At 61.6% G+C, this 16,310-nt stretch carries 15 protein-coding genes; 8 read left to right on the forward strand and 7 right to left on the reverse strand.

Annotated elements, in window-relative coordinates:
* Window positions 1–28: 28 nt before the first annotated feature.
* The 6 genes from AC2CHD_RS07270 to AC2CHD_RS07295 form a co-directional block, all read right to left on the reverse strand.
* Window positions 29–814 (reverse strand): ABC transporter ATP-binding protein, encoded by a 786-nt coding sequence (locus tag AC2CHD_RS07270; protein WP_484553097.1) that lies wholly within the window; start codon window positions 812–814, stop codon window positions 29–31.
* Window positions 807–1,604, reverse strand: a complete 798-nt coding sequence (locus AC2CHD_RS07275) for an ATP-binding cassette domain-containing protein (protein ID WP_484553098.1) — start codon at window positions 1,602–1,604, stop codon at window positions 807–809. The genes AC2CHD_RS07270 and AC2CHD_RS07275 overlap by 8 nt, the downstream gene beginning before the upstream one ends.
* Complete coding sequence (locus AC2CHD_RS07280; RefSeq protein ID WP_484553099.1) at window positions 1,601–2,434, reverse strand: ABC transporter permease; 834 nt, start codon at window positions 2,432–2,434, stop codon at window positions 1,601–1,603. The genes AC2CHD_RS07275 and AC2CHD_RS07280 overlap by 4 nt, the downstream gene beginning before the upstream one ends.
* Entirely contained in the window at window positions 2,431–3,420 is a 990-nt protein-coding gene (locus AC2CHD_RS07285; protein ID WP_484553100.1) for an ABC transporter permease, read from the reverse strand. Before AC2CHD_RS07285 ends, AC2CHD_RS07280 begins: the two co-directional genes overlap by 4 nt.
* A gap of 23 nt (window positions 3,421–3,443) precedes the next feature.
* Entirely contained in the window at window positions 3,444–5,057 is a 1,614-nt protein-coding gene (locus AC2CHD_RS07290) for an ABC transporter substrate-binding protein (protein ID WP_484553101.1), read from the reverse strand.
* Window positions 5,058–5,162: 105 nt separating this feature from the next.
* Complete coding sequence (locus tag AC2CHD_RS07295) at window positions 5,163–5,744, reverse strand: cupin domain-containing protein (RefSeq protein ID WP_229448301.1); 582 nt, start codon at window positions 5,742–5,744, stop codon at window positions 5,163–5,165.
* A 270-nt stretch (window positions 5,745–6,014) separates the two neighbouring features.
* Between AC2CHD_RS07295 and AC2CHD_RS07300 the strand changes: the two genes are divergently transcribed.
* The 8 genes from AC2CHD_RS07300 to AC2CHD_RS07335 all read left to right on the forward strand — a co-directional run bounded on the left by AC2CHD_RS07300 (window position 6,015) and on the right by AC2CHD_RS07335 (window position 15,284).
* On the forward strand, window positions 6,015–7,400 hold the full coding sequence (locus AC2CHD_RS07300; RefSeq protein WP_484553240.1) for an aspartate aminotransferase family protein: 1,386 nt from the start codon (window positions 6,015–6,017) through the stop codon (window positions 7,398–7,400).
* Between the two features lie 314 nt (window positions 7,401–7,714).
* On the forward strand, window positions 7,715–8,611 hold the full coding sequence (locus tag AC2CHD_RS07305; protein WP_484553102.1) for a branched-chain amino acid ABC transporter permease: 897 nt from the start codon (window positions 7,715–7,717) through the stop codon (window positions 8,609–8,611).
* A 22-nt stretch (window positions 8,612–8,633) separates the two neighbouring features.
* Complete coding sequence (locus AC2CHD_RS07310) at window positions 8,634–9,515, forward strand: branched-chain amino acid ABC transporter permease (RefSeq protein WP_229448298.1); 882 nt, start codon at window positions 8,634–8,636, stop codon at window positions 9,513–9,515.
* A gap of 4 nt (window positions 9,516–9,519) precedes the next feature.
* Entirely contained in the window at window positions 9,520–10,227 is a 708-nt protein-coding gene (locus tag AC2CHD_RS07315) for an ABC transporter ATP-binding protein (RefSeq protein ID WP_229448297.1), read from the forward strand.
* 2 nt (window positions 10,228–10,229) lie between these two features.
* Complete coding sequence (locus AC2CHD_RS07320) at window positions 10,230–10,973, forward strand: ABC transporter ATP-binding protein (RefSeq protein WP_484553103.1); 744 nt, start codon at window positions 10,230–10,232, stop codon at window positions 10,971–10,973.
* Between the two features lie 38 nt (window positions 10,974–11,011).
* A complete protein-coding gene (locus AC2CHD_RS07325) occupies window positions 11,012–12,238 on the forward strand; it encodes an amino acid ABC transporter substrate-binding protein (protein WP_484553104.1) in 1,227 nt (408 codons plus the stop codon).
* 169 nt (window positions 12,239–12,407) lie between these two features.
* Entirely contained in the window at window positions 12,408–13,808 is a 1,401-nt protein-coding gene (locus AC2CHD_RS07330; protein WP_484553105.1) for an amidase, read from the forward strand.
* A 27-nt stretch (window positions 13,809–13,835) separates the two neighbouring features.
* Entirely contained in the window at window positions 13,836–15,284 is a 1,449-nt protein-coding gene (locus AC2CHD_RS07335; RefSeq protein ID WP_484553106.1) for an N-acyl-D-amino-acid deacylase family protein, read from the forward strand.
* A gap of 14 nt (window positions 15,285–15,298) precedes the next feature.
* Here AC2CHD_RS07335 and AC2CHD_RS07340 read toward each other — a convergent pair whose 3' ends face one another.
* Entirely contained in the window at window positions 15,299–16,192 is an 894-nt protein-coding gene (locus tag AC2CHD_RS07340; RefSeq protein ID WP_229448286.1) for a LysR family transcriptional regulator, read from the reverse strand.
* Between the last annotated feature and the right edge of the window lie 118 nt (window positions 16,193–16,310).

A 16,310-nucleotide genomic window follows, 5' to 3' on the forward strand; every position in this document is an offset into this window, starting at 1 on the left:
CAACCCGCGATATGCGGTTGCCCTCAGCCTATTGAGCGCGAGGAAACTCCAGCCGTGGCACCGCCGCCACGAGCGCCCTCCCCGCCGGCGATTGCGGGCTGTCGATGATTTGCGAAGTCGGACCCGTCTCGACAATACGGCCGCTCTCCATGATAGCCACCCGGTGGGAAACAAGACGCACGACAGCGAGATCATGCGCGATGAAGAGGTAGGAGAGGCCTTCGCTTTTCTGCAAATCAGCGATGAGTTTCAGGATATCTCCACGTATCGACTGGTCGAGCGCGGAGACAGGCTCGTCGAACACGATCAGCGAGGGGCGCGCAGCCAAGGCACGCGCGATGGCGACCCGCTGGCGTTCGCCACCCGACACTTCATGGACGCCGCGCGCGGCATAGCTTGCGGGAAGCCCGACCCGCTCCAGAAGCGCGCCCACCCGCACCGGGCGCGCCGCACGATCCGCGAGACCGTGGATGCGCAGCGGGTCCGCCAGCACGCCGTCAATGGTCGCGCGCGGATTGAAGGCCGCAAGCGGATCCTGAAACACCATCTGGATTGCCCGGCGCCGCCTGCGCAGCGCCCGCCCGCGAAGCTGAAGCCAGTTTTCACCCTGAAGCCGCACCGCCCCCGCATCGGCCCGCAAAAGCCTGAGCAGCACCCGCGCGAGCGTCGACTTGCCGCTGCCGGACGCGCCCACCAGACCCAGCGTCTCGCCCGGAGCAAGCGTCAGGCTCACATCGTCAAGCGCGGTCACCCTGCGCCCCCGGCTGGTGAAGGTCTTGCAAAGGTTCTGCGCAACGAGAAGCGGCTCAGGCATCGGCCGCCCCGTCGATCAGGCGCGGTGTTGAAAAATCGATCTGCGCGGCAAGAAGGTGTTTCGTATAGGCATGCGTCGGCTTCGTCAGAACCGCCTGCGCCGCGCCTTTCTCCACCAGCTGCGCCCGCTGAAAAACGGCAATGTCGTCGGCAAAGCCGGAGGCGAGCGCAATGTCATGCGTGATGAAGATCAGCGTCATGCCCGCCTCGCGCACCAGTTCGTCGAGCAGCGCCACGATCTCGGCCTGCACCACCATATCGAGCGCGCTTGTGGGCTCGTCGGCGATCAGCAGCCCCGGCTTTGCCGCAATGGCTGCGGCAATGGCGATGCGCTGGCGCTGCCCGCCGGAAAACTGATGCGGATAGGCGCGGAGTCCGGCCTGCGGATCGGGAATGCGCACCCGCTCAAGCAGCGCCAGCGCGTACGTGTTCGCTGCGCGCCAGCCAAGCCCCAGATGACGCACCGCGCCTTCCGCCACCTGTTCGCCAATGGTCAGAACCGGGTTGAGGCTGCCACCGGGATCCTGAAACACCATGCCGATGTCGCGCCCCGCCACAGGCGGATGCGCAAGGCCCGGCCAGCCAATGCTGCCTTCAATCCGCGCCTGCGGCGGCAGCAACCCCGCGAGCGCCAGCGCCAGCGTGCTCTTGCCCGACCCGCTCTCGCCGATCACCGCCAGGCGACGGCCTTTCGCAATGTCGAGATCGACGTCCTGAAGCGCAAAGCTTCGCGCATCGTCACACCCGTAGGAAACCGAGAGCCCCCGGATTTCGGCCAGCGGCGCGCTCATCCGCGCCCCGTGCGGCCTGCCATCGCATCCGCCAGCCCCTCGCCCAGAAGATAAACGCCAAGCACCGTGGCCACGAGCCCCAGCCCCGGCACGATGGAAAGATGCGGCGCGGTGCGCAGCACATTGCGCCCCTCGGCGATCATCGAGCCCCAGGTCACCACATTGGGATCGCCAAGCCCGAGAAACGAAAGTGCGGCCTCCACCAGAATCGCCGTGGCGACGATCACCGCCGTCAGCGCCAGAACCGGCGGCAGCGCATTGGGCAGCACTTCGCGCAGCGCAATTTCTGCCGGATGCATGCCGATCACCCGCGCCGCCGCCACATAGTCGCGCTCGCGGATCGACAGGACTTCCGCCCGCACCAGTCGCGCCGGCCCGGTCCACGCGCCAAGGGCAATGGCGAGAATGATCACCGGAAGCGACGCCCCAGTGACGCTGACAAAAGCCAGCGCCAAAAGAAAGCCCGGCACGATCTGAAACGCATCGACCACCCGCATCAGCGCCTCGTCCACCAGCCCTCCGGCAAGCCCGGCAACCGTGCCGACGAGCGCCCCGGCGGTGAGCGCGACCAGCGCCGTGGCGAGCCCGACGAGAAGCGATGTCTGCGCGCCATGCATCAGGCCCGCAGCCACATCCCGCCCCAGCCGGTCCGTGCCAAGCGGAAGCGCCGGATCGGTGAAGGGTGCAGTCATCGGTCGCCCGACAATCACCAGCGGATCGCCCGGGAAGAGAAGCGGTGCTGCAAGCGCCATGGCAGCAAGCAGCACCAGAAGACAAAGCCCCGCCACCCCTTCGGGCGAGCGCAAGAGACGGCCCGCAACGCGGTTCATGACGACGCCTCCCCGCTGCCAACACGCGGGTCGAGCGCCGCATAGGCAATGTCCACCAGAAGATTGACGACGATCACGAGCACCGCGCTGACAATGATGATTCCGGTCAGAAGCGGCGCATCGCGGCCTGAAACCGCTTCATGTGCAAGCCGCCCGAAACCCGGAATGGCGAACACGCTTTCCACCACCACACTGCCGCCCAGCATGGCCGCCGCCTGCAGGCCAAGCATGGTGACCAGCGGCAGAAGCGCATTGCGCGCCACGTGGCGCAGCACGATGCGCCGCCGCGCCAGCCCCCTGGCGCGCGCAAAAAGCACGAAATCCTGCCGCCAGGCTTCCGCCATGCCGGTCCGCATCATGCGCAGGAAAAGAGCGAGGTAAATGAAGCCGAGCGCGGAAACCGGCAGCACCAGATGCCAGGCAATGTCGGCCACGCGCGCCAGCCCCGTCTTGCCGGAGGCGATGGTTTCGATGCCCGCCGTGGGAAACCAGCGCAGATCGACCGCGAACACCAGAACCAGCACAAGGCCAAGCCAGAAGCTCGGAACCGCATAGAGCGCCAGCGATCCGATGGAAAGCGCCCGGTCCGTCAGGCTGCCGGGCCGTGCGCCCGCAACAATGCCCAGAAGCGAACCAAGCGAGAAGGCAAGCGCCGTCGCCGCGCCCATGAGCCAGAGCGTGTTGGGCAAGCGCTCCGCGATGAGGTCGAGAACCGGCCGGTCGAAGGTCACCGACCAGCCGAGATCGAACCGCAGAAGCGCGCCCACATAAAGCGTCAGCCGTTTCACAAGCGACTGGTCGAGCCCATAGCTCTGGCGAAGCTCCGCAACGAGGCCCGCATCGCCGCCGCCCAGTGATAAGAGATAGGCATCCACCGCATCGCCCGGTGCTGCTTCCAGAAGCAAAAACGTGCCCACTATGACAATCAGCAGCACCGGAATGCTGCTGACGATACGCCGCCGCGTCAAAGTCAGGGCCCGGTGCATGCCAGTGCGTGTTCCTTGCGTTCTCAGGAAGCGAGTGCAGTATCAGCCCAGCTGGAAACGGGCCAGCGCGGATTGTTGCCCACATTGAGAACGGTGTCACTGGCAACCGTGGTAAAGCCCCACTCGGCCACATTGATCAGCGGCAGGTCTTCCACCACGATGCGCTGGAAATCGTTGTAGAGCGCGGTGCGTGCTTCCGTATCGATGGTCTCGGCCGCCTGATCGATGATCGTGTCGAGTTCGGCATTGGCATAGCCGCCCTGATTGGAAAACGGCACGCCATCCGGGATGCCCGACTGAACGAGGATCGTGGTCGAGATGGCCGGATCGCCGCGGAACACGGGCGAGCCAACGGCGATGTCGAAATCATGATCCGTGTAGACGGCCTTCAGATGCGCCGGCGTGTCGTTGTTCACCAGCGTCACGTCGATGCCCACCTTGCCGAGCGCCTGACGCAGATAATCGCCGAACTGGCGCGTTTCGCTGAAGAAGGGCGCCGGCAGAAGCCGCAGCGAGAAGCGCTTGCCATCCTCGCCGCGCGGATACCCCGCCTCGTCGAGAAGCGCGTTGGCCCGCTCGGTATCGAAGGAATAGGGTTTCACATCGGGATTGTAGAATTGCGGCGCGTTCTGCGGCACCGGGCCGGTGGCCGCCTGCGCATAGCCAAGAAACACCGTATCGACCACGAAATCCCGGTCGATGGCGTGCGACATGGCCTGCCGCACCTTCCGGTTGGCGAGGATCTCGTTGCGGTGATTGATCTCCACCACAAGCTGATAGGTCAGCGCCTCATAGCCTTCCGTCACCACTTTCAGCCCCGGCACGCTGGCAATGCGCTCCAGATCCACCAGCGGCACCTGCGAGAAGGCGGCAAGCTGGATTTCGCCTGCCTCCAGCGCGGAAGCCGCCGCCGCGCGGTCTGGCAGAACGCGGAAGATGATCTCGTCCAGCTTCGGCAGCCCCTCGCCCCAATAGGCGTCATTGCGGGTAAGGCGGTAATATTCGCCGGGCCTGTGCTCGGCGAATTTGAACGGCCCCGTCCCCACCGGCGCCTTGTTGGCCGGGTTGGCGGCAATGTCCGTGCCCACATAGAGGTGTTTTGGCAACACGCTCGTCACCACCGGCAGCGCATTGCGAATGAGCTGAACCGGTGTGGGCGCGGAAAAGCGGAAGATGGCGGTGTGCGCATCGGGCGTTTCCACCGTGTCGAGGTTTGCAAGCACCACGCGGCCGAGATTTTGCAGCGGCTTCCAGACCTCCATCGCGGAGAAGGCCACATCCGCAGAAGTGAACGGCTCGCCATCGTGCCAGGTCACGCCCTCGCGCAGTCTGAAGGTGATGGAAAGCCCGTCTTCGGAGCCTTCCCAGCTCGTGGCCAAGCGTGGCGCAAGCCCGCCCTCGCCATCCATCATGGCTTCCGCAAGCGGCTCGATCACCTTGCTGGCGATGAAAAACACGCCATTCGACGCGACAATTGCCGGGTTCAGCGTGCGCGGCTCGGAATCCGCCGCCACAACCAGCCGCCCGCCGCGTGGCGCATCGTCGGCCCATGCCATGTGCAGCGGCAGGCCGGAAGTCGCCAGCACACCGCCCGCGCCAAGAAGAAGATTGCGTCTCGAGATCAAAAGACCGGCCATTGGAAATCCTCGCGCCTTAAAGCCAAAGAAAGTGTAAGATCCGCCGCCGGCAGGAACAGGGCCATAACGGCGTTGCGTTGGTCCAGCCTGTTGAAGACGTCTTCCTTAGAGATAAGGCGGCGTGCAGGCGGAAACGACGATGGTGCGCCTGTCGGAGAGATTCTGGAAACGATGCGGCTGACGGCTGTCGAACAGATAGGCCTCACCAGCCTTCAGAATGCGCATTTCGTCACCCACGGTCAGCGCCAGCTCCCCCTCCACCACATAGCCGCCCTCGCTCGAGGCATGCTGGAGCATGGTCTCGCCCGTGTCCGCCCCAGGCTCATAGACCTCGTGCAGGATCTGGAGATTGTGCAGCCGCGCATCGCCGATCTGCCGCAGGACAAGAAGCCCGCTCTCAGGCGCTTTTGCATTGATCGCCACCCGCGACGTGAGGTCGATCAGATCATCCCTGCCAAAAAACGGACCGGGATTGTCCTCCCGCTCGGGCTCGAAGAAATCCGCCATGCTGACGCCCATCCCTCCAAGCACCTTGCGCAGGGTCGAAATGGAGGGGCTGATCTTGTTCTTCTCGATGTTGGAAATCTGTGCATGAGGAACACCGGCCTGTTCGGCAAGCTGGCGTTGCGAAAGATTGCCTGCGGTGCGCATGGCCCTGAGGCGCGATCCGATGTCGAAATCGTCCATATGTCCTTCGCTCGTTTCGTCTTGCGCGAACCTGATCATGTTTTGCGCAGCGCAATATATCGTTCAAGATATTGCCCTTGAAATCAATATACAACGCAAAAACATCGGAAATTCTTCGAATTTGGAGCCCGGGCTTTTAAATGACGCTCAAAATATTGAACGCATAATTGCCTGGTCGAAAAATGAGTGCTACCGCTAGAGGACATGGGAAGAGATCCGGAAACCGGATCATCCAACAACGATAACCGCATTCACACGCAGGACAAGCTGATGACCGACAAGCCCAATTCCCCAGAAGCGCGCGATATCGCCTATCACCTGCACCCCTACACGAATGCGAAAAAACACCTTGAAGCCGGGCCGCTGATCATCGATCGCGGTGAAGGCGTGTTTGTCTACGACAACAATGGCAAGCAGTATATCGAGGCGATGGCCGGCCTTTGGAGCGTCGGCGTCGGCTTTAATGAAAAGCGCCTTGTGAAGGCGGCGACGGAGCAGATGGAGAAGCTGCCCTACTATCACACCTTCACGCACAAATCGCACGGACCGGTGATCGAGCTTTCCGAAAAGCTGATCGGCATGGCCCCGGTGCCGATGAGCAAGGCGTTCTTCACCAATTCCGGCTCGGAAGCCATCGACACGGCGCTGAAGCTGATCTGGTACCGCTCCAACGCGCTCGGAAAGCCGGAAAAGAAGAAGATCATCGTCCGCAACCGCGCCTATCACGGCGTGACCATCGCCGGCGCATGCCTCACCAGCCTGCCGGCAAACCACAAATCCTTCGATCTGATCGTGCCGAACGTGCTGCGCATGACCGCGCCGCATCACTGGCGTGAAGCAATGCCGGGCGAAAGCGAGGAAGATTTCGCAACCCGCCTTGCAAAGGAACTGGAAGACACGATCCTGGCTGAAGGCCCGGAAACGATTGCCGCCTTCTTCGGCGAGCCGGTGCAGGGCGCCGGCGGCGTGGTCGTCCCGCCGGCCACCTACTGGGAAAAGGTGCAAGCCGTCCTGAGCAAATACGACATATTGCTGGTCGCAGACGAAGTGATTTGCGGCTTTGGCCGCACAGGCACCATGTTCGGCTCCACCACCTACGACATCAAGCCGGACATCATGGTCATGTCCAAGCAGCTTTCGTCGTCCTACCTGCCGGCCTCGGCCCTGATGATCAACGACCGGGTGTTCGAGCCGATCATGGAAGAAAGTGGCCGCATCGGCACGCTCGGTCATGGCTATACGGCAAGCGGCCATCCGGTTGTCGCAGCCGTTGCGCTTGAAAACCTCAAGATCATCGAGGAGCGCGATCTGGTGGGCAATGCCGCACGCATGGGCAAACGCCTGCGCAACGGGCTTGCCGCGCTGGCCGATCATCCGCTGGTTGGCGAAGTGCGCGGTGTCGGTCTCATCGCCGCCGTCGAGCTCGTTACAGACAAGGAGAACAAGACAGCGCTCGAAACGCCCGGCGCGCTTGGCGCACTGGTCAACGCGCATCTTCAGGAGGCCGGCCTCATCAGCCGCGCCATGGTCGACGCGATGGCGTTCTGCCCGCCCCTAATCATTTCAGAGGGTGAAGTCGACGACCTGCTCGCCCGTTTCAAGACCGGCCTCGACAAGGCGCTCGCCGAACTGCCCAGGGACGCACTGTCGGCCTAAGCACCGGAGCTTACCAGAAACCCTTGCCCGGCCTTCGCCGGGCATCAGATCAAAGCACCGTATCCAACACCCGGATACGGTGCGTTCTCGCGCCGTCAAAATCAATTATGTCATTTCGTTATAATTGAGTCTGAAATTGCGATAGGACAGCGCTTTTCTTGCGCTATAGGGTCGTGGAAAGCGTTCCCTATTGAGGTCCCACAGTGACAGATCAAGCTCAGGAGACGCGGGAGGGTACAGATGTATCGTTGTCCGCGCCCCAAGGAAGTACTGAAAAATCAAATCATATCAAATTCTTGATATGGGGCATCGTGGTGGCAGTGATTGTTGCCATCTTTTTGCCGGCTCCACTCTTCGCCAGCAATCTGTCATTTCTGTTTTATATGATGCTGTGGCTGACCATGGCGACGTCGTTCAACTTCGTCGCAGGCATGGCTGGGTATATGCCTTTTGGTTATGTGGCGTTCTATGGCGTTGGCGCTTACGCCACCGGCGTTCTCTACAAGACGTTCGGGCTGCCCATACCCGTAGCCCTTGCAGGTGCTGCCGTTGCCGGCATTGTTATCGGTCTCCTGGTCGCGCCCACACTGCGGCTCAAGGGCGTTTATTTCGGCATTGTCAGCCTTGCACTGGCCATGGCGATGAAGCTTGTGATCTCACTCATGCCAAGTGAGATTACAGGCGGCAGCCTCGGTCTCATTCTGTCCGCGGCAAACAATCCGGTGGCAGCCTACTACGCCATGTTCATCGTGTTGATGGGCGCGCTTGCGGCAGGCACATGGCTATCCATGTCGCGTCTCGGTACGGCGCTTCGCGCCATCCGTGATGACAGCGAGGCGGCCGAGGTGGTTGGCGTCAACGTGGTGGCCACCCGGCTGAAGGCCTGGATCATGGCCACCATGTTTCCCGCCCTCGTGGGCGGCGTGGAAGCTTGGTACACCAACGCTATCGACCTCGATTCCTCCTTCAATCTTCTCGTCACTGCCAAGAGCATCGTTTACGCCATGGCCGGTGGACTTGGCTTCCTTGTCGGCCCGATCATCGGCGCTTCGGCTCTCTATGGCATCGACCAGCTGATCTGGCGGCATTTCCCGACCCTCAACCTGCTCATTCTCGGCGTGGTCATCATAGCACTGATGCTGCTCCTGCCGCGGGGCATTGTCGGGGCCTTCGCCCAGCGCTTCTCGCGCTTCCGGCGCTTCATTCCGTAAGACCCACAGGATTGAAACAAAGATGAACGAACTTCTGCTTCAAGGCCTGGTCAACGGCATCGTCGTCGGGCTGATCTACGCGCTGATCGGCGTCAGCCTCAACGTGATCTTCGGCGTCCTGCGCGTCGTCAACTTCGCTCATGGCGAATTCATCGTGCTGGGGGCCTATGGCGCCTATTTTGCCCAGGCCTGGCTTGGCCTGTCCCCCCTGCTTGCCCTGCCGCTGATCTTCATCGTCTTCGGTTTGATGGGCTATGGGCTCTACTTCGTGCTGGTGAAGCGTCTTGCGCGCTCCAACGATCCCGAGCACGCCTCGCTTCTGGTCATGTTCGGCCTGTCGCTCGTGCTGGGCGCGCTGATGCTGCTCGCCTTCGAGGCGGATGCACGCTCGCTCAACTTCACGCTCGACCCGCCCTTCCTGATGTTCGGCAACATCATCCTGCCGACCACCAAGCTGCTTGGCCTTGCGGTTGCGGTCGTGGTCACCGGAGCGCTGGCGTTCTTCCTCTACCGCACGCTGCCGGGCAAGGCGCTGCGCGCCATCATCATGAACCGTGACGCGATCCAGATCGTCGGCGTGGACCTGAACCACCTCTCGGCCCTGACCTTCGGTCTCGGCCTTGGCCTGGCGGGCATCACCGGCATCCTCGTGTCGATGATCTTCCCCTCCTTCTCCCCCTTCATCGGCCAGGACTACACCCTGATCGGCTTCATCGTGATCGTTCTGGGCGGCCTCGGCCATCCGATCGGCGCAGTCGCCGGCGGCATCCTGTTCGGCCTCGCCGAGCAGACGGCCATGGTGTTCTTCAGCGGAACCGTGGCGATGCTCCTCGGCTTCGTGCTCCTGATCGCCGTCATTCTCATTCGCCCCGCCGGCCTCTTCGGCGTGCAGAACTCGCGGTGACGTCATGCTGAAAGTCGAAAACCTCGTAAAGAAATTCGGTGGCGTCACAGCGCTCGACGGCATCAGCCTGACCCTCCCCGACCGGTCGATCCTCGGCGTTCTGGGCATGAACGGCTCCGGCAAGACAACGATGCTCAACTGCATCAACGGTCTTTATGACGCCACATCCGGGAAGATCACGCTGGACGGTGTGAGCCTCATCGGCAAAGCCCCTCATGCGGTCTTTTCCGAGGGCGTTGGCCGCACCTTTCAGGTGCCACGGATCTTCCCTCAAATGTCGCTCCTGGAAAACCTCTCGGTCGCGCTCCTCAACAAAGGGATGAGCAACGCCGAGATCGCCGAGGTCAGCGCCTACTGGCTCAAGAAAGTGGAGCTCTACCGGCTGCGTCACAATTATGCGGAAGAGCTTTCCGGCGGCCAGCAGAAGCTTCTGGAACTCGCCCGCATCATGGTGGCCAATCCGAAGCTGGTGCTGCTCGACGAACCCTTCGCCGGCGTCAATCCGAGCCTCGCGCTGCTCCTCATCAACATTATCCGCGAAATGCCGCAGGAGGTGGGCTGCTCGGTGCTGCTCGTCAGCCACGATCTCACATCCGTCTACGAACTGTCTGACAACATTCTGGTCATGCACGAAGGCCATGTCCTCGCTGAGGGCAATGCCGAAGCGATCCAGAAGAACCCGGACGTCATCGAAGCCTATCTGGGAGCCTGACCATGCATGGCGTTGAACTGAGCATGGAGAACATCTCCGTCGCCTATAACGGAGACATCACGGTTCTCAAGGACGTGGCGCTGCGGGCCAAACCCGGAGAGGTCACCGGCATTATCGGGCCGAACGGGGCCGGCAAGTCGACCGTTCTGAAGACGATTTTCGGCCTTCTCTCCACCAAATCCGGCACGATCAGCATGGGCGGTCGCGACATTACCAGTCTCAAGGCGTTCCAGCGCGCGCTCGAGGGCGTGTCCTTTGTGCCGCAGAACCGCAGCGCCTTTGCCGGTCTGTCGGTCTACGACAATCTACTTCTCGGATGCTGGCCCTTCCGGAAGGACAAGGCCCGCATCGACCGCGCCATCGAGGGCATTTTCGAGCGGTTCCCGATCCTCAAGGAAAAGCGCTCCAGCCTGGCCGGTTCCATGAGCGGTGGCCAGCAGCGCTTTCTGGAAATCGCGCGTGCGCTCGTCACCGAGCCAAAGGTGATCCTGCTCGATGAGCCCACGGCCATGATCGCGCCGAAGATTTCCAAGGACATCTACGCGCTCACCCGCGATCTCGCAGACCAGGGGGCAACCATCATCCTCGTCGATCAGAACGTGCGGCAATGCGCAACCATTTCGGACAAGCTCTACATCCTGGAGCTTGGCCGCAACAAGGCGGAGGGGAGCCGGGAGGATTTTGCCACCGACGGACAGCTCAAGGAGATGGTCGCCGAGTGGATGAACTACAAGATCGACGTGTGAGGCGTCGTCTTTCCAATAGCAACAAAAGGGGAATGCCCATGTGGACCATAATCAAACGTACCTTCATGGCCGGCACGCTGCTTGCCGGCCTTGCACTGCCGGTGGCCGGCCAGGCGCAGGAAAAGATCAAGATCGGCATGACGGTTTCGTCGTCCGGAAACTTCGCCCTCGCATCGCAATCGGGCGTGCGTGGCGTGGAAATCTGGGTCGATGAAGTCAACGCCAATGGCGGCCTGGAAGTGAATGGCGAGAAGCGTCTCATCGAACTCGTGAAGCGCGACGATCGCTCCGACAAACAGATGGTTGCCCGCGTTTACGAAGATCTCATCGCCAATGAGGGCGTCGACCTTCTGATGGCGCCTTTCGGCTCCACCCTGACGGCCGCCGCCGCCACCGTGACCGAGCGGCTCGACAAGTTCATGGTCATCTGGTCCGCCGCCTCCGATGCACTTTACAACCAGGGCTTCAAGAACATCGTGTCGGCAACCCAGATGCCGGTCTCGCGCATGCCGTCGGCCGGTCTCGAGGCCGCCGCAGCGCTGGGCGGCAAGAAGGTTGCCATTGTGAATGTGGATGAGCCCTTCCCCGCCGGCCTTGCCGACGGTGCCGAAGCCATCGCCGAGAAGCTCGGCATGGAAGTGGTCCTGAAGGAGGATTATCCGAAGGGCACGAAGGATTTCAGCCTGCTTCTGCAGAAGGCACGTGCCGCCGGAGCAGACGTGTTCTTCCCGACCAGCTATGAGGGCGATCTCATCTCGATGGTGCGGCAGATGCGCCAGATGAATGTGAACTTCCCGTTCTCGTTCATGGTCTACGCCTCGACGCCGCAGTTCATCGAGATCGGCGACGATGCGCAGTACATCTACAGCCACACCAACTTCCACCCCACCATCAACTGGGAAGTGGATGCAGGGCTTGATCGTGAGGGTTTCCTCGCCGCATACGAAAAGCTCTTCCCGGACGTTTCCTATGAGCCCGACTTCCAGACCGTTCTCGCCTATGGCGCCGGCGTCATCGCTGGAGAAATCATCGAGAACGCGGAAAGCCTGAACGCTGCCGACCTCAAGAAGGCGGCCATGGAACTCAGCGACAATCTGACGGTTCTCGCCGGTCCCTACGCGATCGACGAAACCGGCAAGCAGCTCAAAATGCCTTTCCCGGTGGTGCAGTTGCAGCCGGGCAAGGGGCTCGTGACCGTGTGGCCTAAAGAAGTCGCCGTTGCCGAGCCCATCTACCCGATCCCTGGTTGGGATCAACGCGACTAGATCGCCCTGCGTCCGTCCGGACACACAAAGGACGATCTGGATTAACTATGGAGCATCGGAATGCCGGAAAACCGGATTCCAGTTTTCACACCGATGCTCTAGCCACTTGGCGCCCGGCTTTCGAAACGTCTCCCTCGAGGTCGGGCGCATTTTCCAAGAAAAGAACATCATGGATCCGTCATTCGCGTCCCTTGCAGACCTTTCAAAAGCGTTGAGCGAAGGCTCGCTCACCTCCACCACGATCACCCGGCATTTTCTGGAGCGCATAGCCCGGCACGACAAGGCCCTCGGCGCCTTTGTGCATGTGGATGCCGATCGGGCGCTATCCATGGCGGAGGGGCTGGACAGGCTGCGCGCGTCTGGTGTGGTCTACGGCCCCCTTCACGGCCTACCCATCGCCGTGAAAGATCTCATCGACTGGCAGGATGAAATCTGCACGGTGGGCAGCAAGGCCTGGAAGGACCGACGCTCCACCGGCGACGCCATCGTCATGCGCAGGCTGCTCGCCGCCGGCATGATCCCCATCGGGCGCACAGCCATGGTGGAGTTCGCCTTCGGCGGCTGGGGCACCAATCCGCTTTGCGGCACGCCACGCAACCCGTGGGACATGAAGACACACCGTATTCCCGGCGGCTCCTCCAGCGGCTCCGGTGTGGCGGTGGCGGCCGGGCTTGCCCCCGCCGCCCTTGGCAGCGATACGGGCGGGTCCGTGCGCATCCCCGCCGCCCTCAACGGGCTTGTTGGCCTGAAACCGACCTTTGGGCGCATCAGCCTCAAGGGGTGTTTCCCGCTCTCAGCCACGCTCGATTCCATCGGTCCGATGACGCGCACCATCGAGGATGCGGCTCTATTGTTTGAAGCACTTTCCGGAACCGAATCTGAGGACCCGGCCACCCGCCTCGCACCACCGCTCATCTCCGGCGCATGGAAGGAAATGCGCGCCCAGGGCATGCAGGTTGCCGTCATGCGCGAGGAGGATTTTCCGCTTGCGCTCGATGCCGAAAGCCAGGCCGCCTATGACCGTGCAAAGGAAGCGCTGGCAGGGCTAGGCGTCAAGCTCGTCCCCGCCGATCTGCCCTTTTCCTTCAACGATATGACCGAACGCAACGGGCGGATCATCGCGGCGGAATCCTACGCGGTTCACCGTGAGTACATCCATGACGAAAGCGTCCCGATCGGGCCCTATGTCCGGCAGCGTGTGCTTGCCGGCGCAGCCATCAGCGCCAATGATTACATCGAGACCCTCGCTGATCACCGGCGCATGAAAGCGGTCTATGCCGAATTCATGAAGCCGTTCGACGCTCTGCTCACGCCGTCGCTCCCCTTCCCCGCGATACCGTTAGCGGAGGTGGACGAGGCCACGGTACCGCTCGCAGCCTATGGCCGGCCCGCGAACTACGTGGGAGCTTGTGGTCTCGCCCTTCCTGCAGGTTTCACCACAGATGGTCTGCCCCTTTCCGTGCAGCTCATGGGACGCGCCTTTGGCGAGGAACAATTGCTCGCAATGGGCACAGCTCTCGAAAAGAGCCTCTCGACCACAAACCGGCAGCCCGACCTCTCGGCTGCCTAGGCAACAACAATCGGCAAGGAGTTCCCGATGACGCAAACCACATGCGACACGCTTTTGAAAAACGCCTTGCTGTTCGATGGCCTGGGGGGGCCACCGACCCGCGGCGGTGTGGCACTCTGCAATGGCCGCATCGCCGCGGTCGGTGACGTTTCCGGCTGGAGTGGCAGCCAAACCATTGACCTTGACGGTCTCAGCCTTGCCCCCGGGTTTATCGACGTTCACACGCATGACGATCTTGCAGTGCTGAACGACAGCGCGATGGAACCCAAGATCACACAAGGCGTGACCAGTGTGATCGTCGGCAACTGCGGCATCAGCCTCGCGCCCTATGAAAAGCCTGCCGAACTGGTGCCGCCGCTTGGCCTTCTCGGCACAGCGGAAGACTACCGTTTTGGTTCCTTCGCTGCTTATCGCAGTGCGGTCGACGCAGCCAATGTCGCAGTCAACGTTGCCGCTCTTGCCGGTCATGGCACGCTTCGCGCCATGACGCTCGAAGATACCGGAAAACCCGCCTCAGAAGGCCAGATCGCCATCATGCGCGTACTTCTGGAAGAGGCACTGGAGGCGGGCGTTCTGGGTTTGAGCACGGGCCTTGCCTATCCCGTTGCACGGCACGCGCCCACCGAGGAGGTGGTAGCCCTCTCCCGAACCCTCGCGGCGTTCCCAGGAGCACTTTATGTCACGCATATGCGGGACGAGCGCGACGGGGTCGAGGAGGCCGTCGGAGAAACCCTTGCCATTGGCCAAGCCGCCGGCGTTCCGGTCGTCATTTCACATCACAAATGCATCGGTCGCCAGAATTATGGCCGGTCAGTCAAGACACTGGCAATGATCGACAAGGCACTGCAACAGCAAGATATCGCGATGGATGTCTATCCTTACGAAGCCAGTTCCACGGTGCTTCTGCCAGAGTTGACCCGCCATGCAGAACGCATTTTGGTTATCGATTCAGGGAGCCATCCCGAATGCAATGGGATGGAGCTCTCCAAAGTCGCCGAGAAGATGGGCTGCGATCAGGAGGAGGCTGCCCGTAGGCTCGCCCCTGCGCGCGGCATCTATTTCCAGATGTCGCCTGAAGATATCAACCGCATCATGCAGCACCCGCGCACAATGATCGGCTCTGACGGCATTCCCGGCCCGCAAGCTCACCCGCGCCTCTGGGGGACATTTCCGCGTGTTCTTGGCCGATATGTACGCGAGGATGGCGTGTTGCCGCTTGAAGAAGCGATCCGCAAAATGACGTCTCTGCCCGCCCAGATTTTTGGCTTCGCCCGTCGCGGGAGGCTGCAGGAGGGGTTTTACGCCGATCTCGTCGCCTTCAATGCCGACACCGTCCTCGATCTGGCAGATTATGACACGCCTGACCGCGCTTCCGCCGGTATAGAGCATGTCTTTGTCAACGGAGTGGCGGTGCTTGCCAATGGTGAAGTGACCGGCGCTCGCGGCGGTCAGTTCGTGGCGCGCGGAGAGACCTGAGCCGCCTTACCTGTTCAGGTCTCCCGATGAAGTTCCTGACAGGCCAGTTTCAGGATCTTGATGAACATTTCCTCAGCATTGGACACGGCGCGATTTTCCGACGTCAAGGCGGTAATCGTGAATTTCAGGTCCGGCTTGAGCGGCCGCAGCCGCACACCTCTCGTGAAACGCGCGGAGAACTCGTCCACAATGGCACAGCCGACGCCTTCACTCACACAAGCTGCAGCTACGGAATAGGTATGGACAGATATGCGCGGTTCGTAGGGAACACCTTCCGCATCGAATGCAGACTTTAGAAAGGTGCCGACAGGCGATTCCTTCTCCAGCCCCACAAAGGTCTGCATGTCGATTTCCCCCAATGAGACGGGTGTCGCCGCTGCGGGAACTGCAGGATCGTCAGTCTCAAGATAGGTGAGGCTCATCGTGCCCACCGGGATGGAATTGATGCCTGGCGTCTCCATGATATTGAAAGCCACGGCAAGGTCGAGATCGAGCGCGCGCAGGCGTCTGACCAAGACATCATAATGATGGGTGAAGAGCTCGACCTTGAACCCCTCCCAATGCTTGGGAAGATGCGAAACGACCCTCGGAGCAAGCCCCACGCCCAGACTGGGAAGAAAACCAACGCGCAGAACATCGTCCGGATTACGACCCAGATTGCGCGCGAGCGTGCGAAACCGTTCCAGAGCACCGTGCACATCCACGGCTTCCGAGAAGAGCAGCTCCGCCTCTCGGGTCGGCACAAGGCGCTGCTTCACCCGATCGAACAATTTGAAGCCAAGGAGAGATTCTGCGTGTTTTAGTGTGCGGCTCAATGCCGGCTGTGACACGTTGAGGCGCTCTGCTGCCGCATTGATGGAGCCGGCAAGTCGGATGGCGTGAAAAACCTCTATATGACGAAGATTCATTAAGCCCGGTGTTGTTGTTCGTGTTCCCGTTTGCAGTCTTCTGGCTGCCTTGCTTGTGATGATACACGGTCGGTGTTCCGCCTTGCACAAAAACTTTTTGAGGCAAAAGACTTCGTAA

This window comes from Nitratireductor sp. ATLC21, assembly GCF_057196525.1.

Excerpts from the sequence above, each read along its gene's own strand:
- AC2CHD_RS07270 (WP_484553097.1), bottom strand. The coding sequence starts at position 814 with ATGCCTGAGCCGCTTCTCGTTGCGCAGAACCTTTGCAAGACCTTCACC.
- AC2CHD_RS07340 (WP_229448286.1), bottom strand. The coding sequence starts at position 16,192 with ATGAATCTTCGTCATATAGAGGTTTTTCACGCCATCCGACTTGCCGGC.
- AC2CHD_RS07320 (WP_484553103.1), top strand. The coding sequence starts at position 10,230 with ATGCATGGCGTTGAACTGAGCATGGAGAACATCTCCGTCGCCTATAAC.
- AC2CHD_RS07300 (WP_484553240.1), top strand. The coding sequence starts at position 6,015 with ATGACCGACAAGCCCAATTCCCCAGAAGCGCGCGATATCGCCTATCAC.
- AC2CHD_RS07330 (WP_484553105.1), top strand. The coding sequence starts at position 12,408 with ATGGATCCGTCATTCGCGTCCCTTGCAGACCTTTCAAAAGCGTTGAGC.
- AC2CHD_RS07315 (WP_229448297.1), top strand. The coding sequence starts at position 9,520 with ATGCTGAAAGTCGAAAACCTCGTAAAGAAATTCGGTGGCGTCACAGCG.
- AC2CHD_RS07290 (WP_484553101.1), bottom strand. The coding sequence starts at position 5,057 with ATGGCCGGTCTTTTGATCTCGAGACGCAATCTTCTTCTTGGCGCGGGC.
- AC2CHD_RS07275 (WP_484553098.1), bottom strand. The coding sequence starts at position 1,604 with ATGAGCGCGCCGCTGGCCGAAATCCGGGGGCTCTCGGTTTCCTACGGG.
- AC2CHD_RS07335 (WP_484553106.1), top strand. The coding sequence starts at position 13,836 with ATGACGCAAACCACATGCGACACGCTTTTGAAAAACGCCTTGCTGTTC.
- AC2CHD_RS07280 (WP_484553099.1), bottom strand. The coding sequence starts at position 2,434 with ATGAACCGCGTTGCGGGCCGTCTCTTGCGCTCGCCCGAAGGGGTGGCG.
- AC2CHD_RS07295 (WP_229448301.1), bottom strand. The coding sequence starts at position 5,744 with ATGGACGATTTCGACATCGGATCGCGCCTCAGGGCCATGCGCACCGCA.
- AC2CHD_RS07310 (WP_229448298.1), top strand. The coding sequence starts at position 8,634 with ATGAACGAACTTCTGCTTCAAGGCCTGGTCAACGGCATCGTCGTCGGG.
- AC2CHD_RS07285 (WP_484553100.1), bottom strand. The coding sequence starts at position 3,420 with ATGCACCGGGCCCTGACTTTGACGCGGCGGCGTATCGTCAGCAGCATT.
- AC2CHD_RS07325 (WP_484553104.1), top strand. The coding sequence starts at position 11,012 with ATGTGGACCATAATCAAACGTACCTTCATGGCCGGCACGCTGCTTGCC.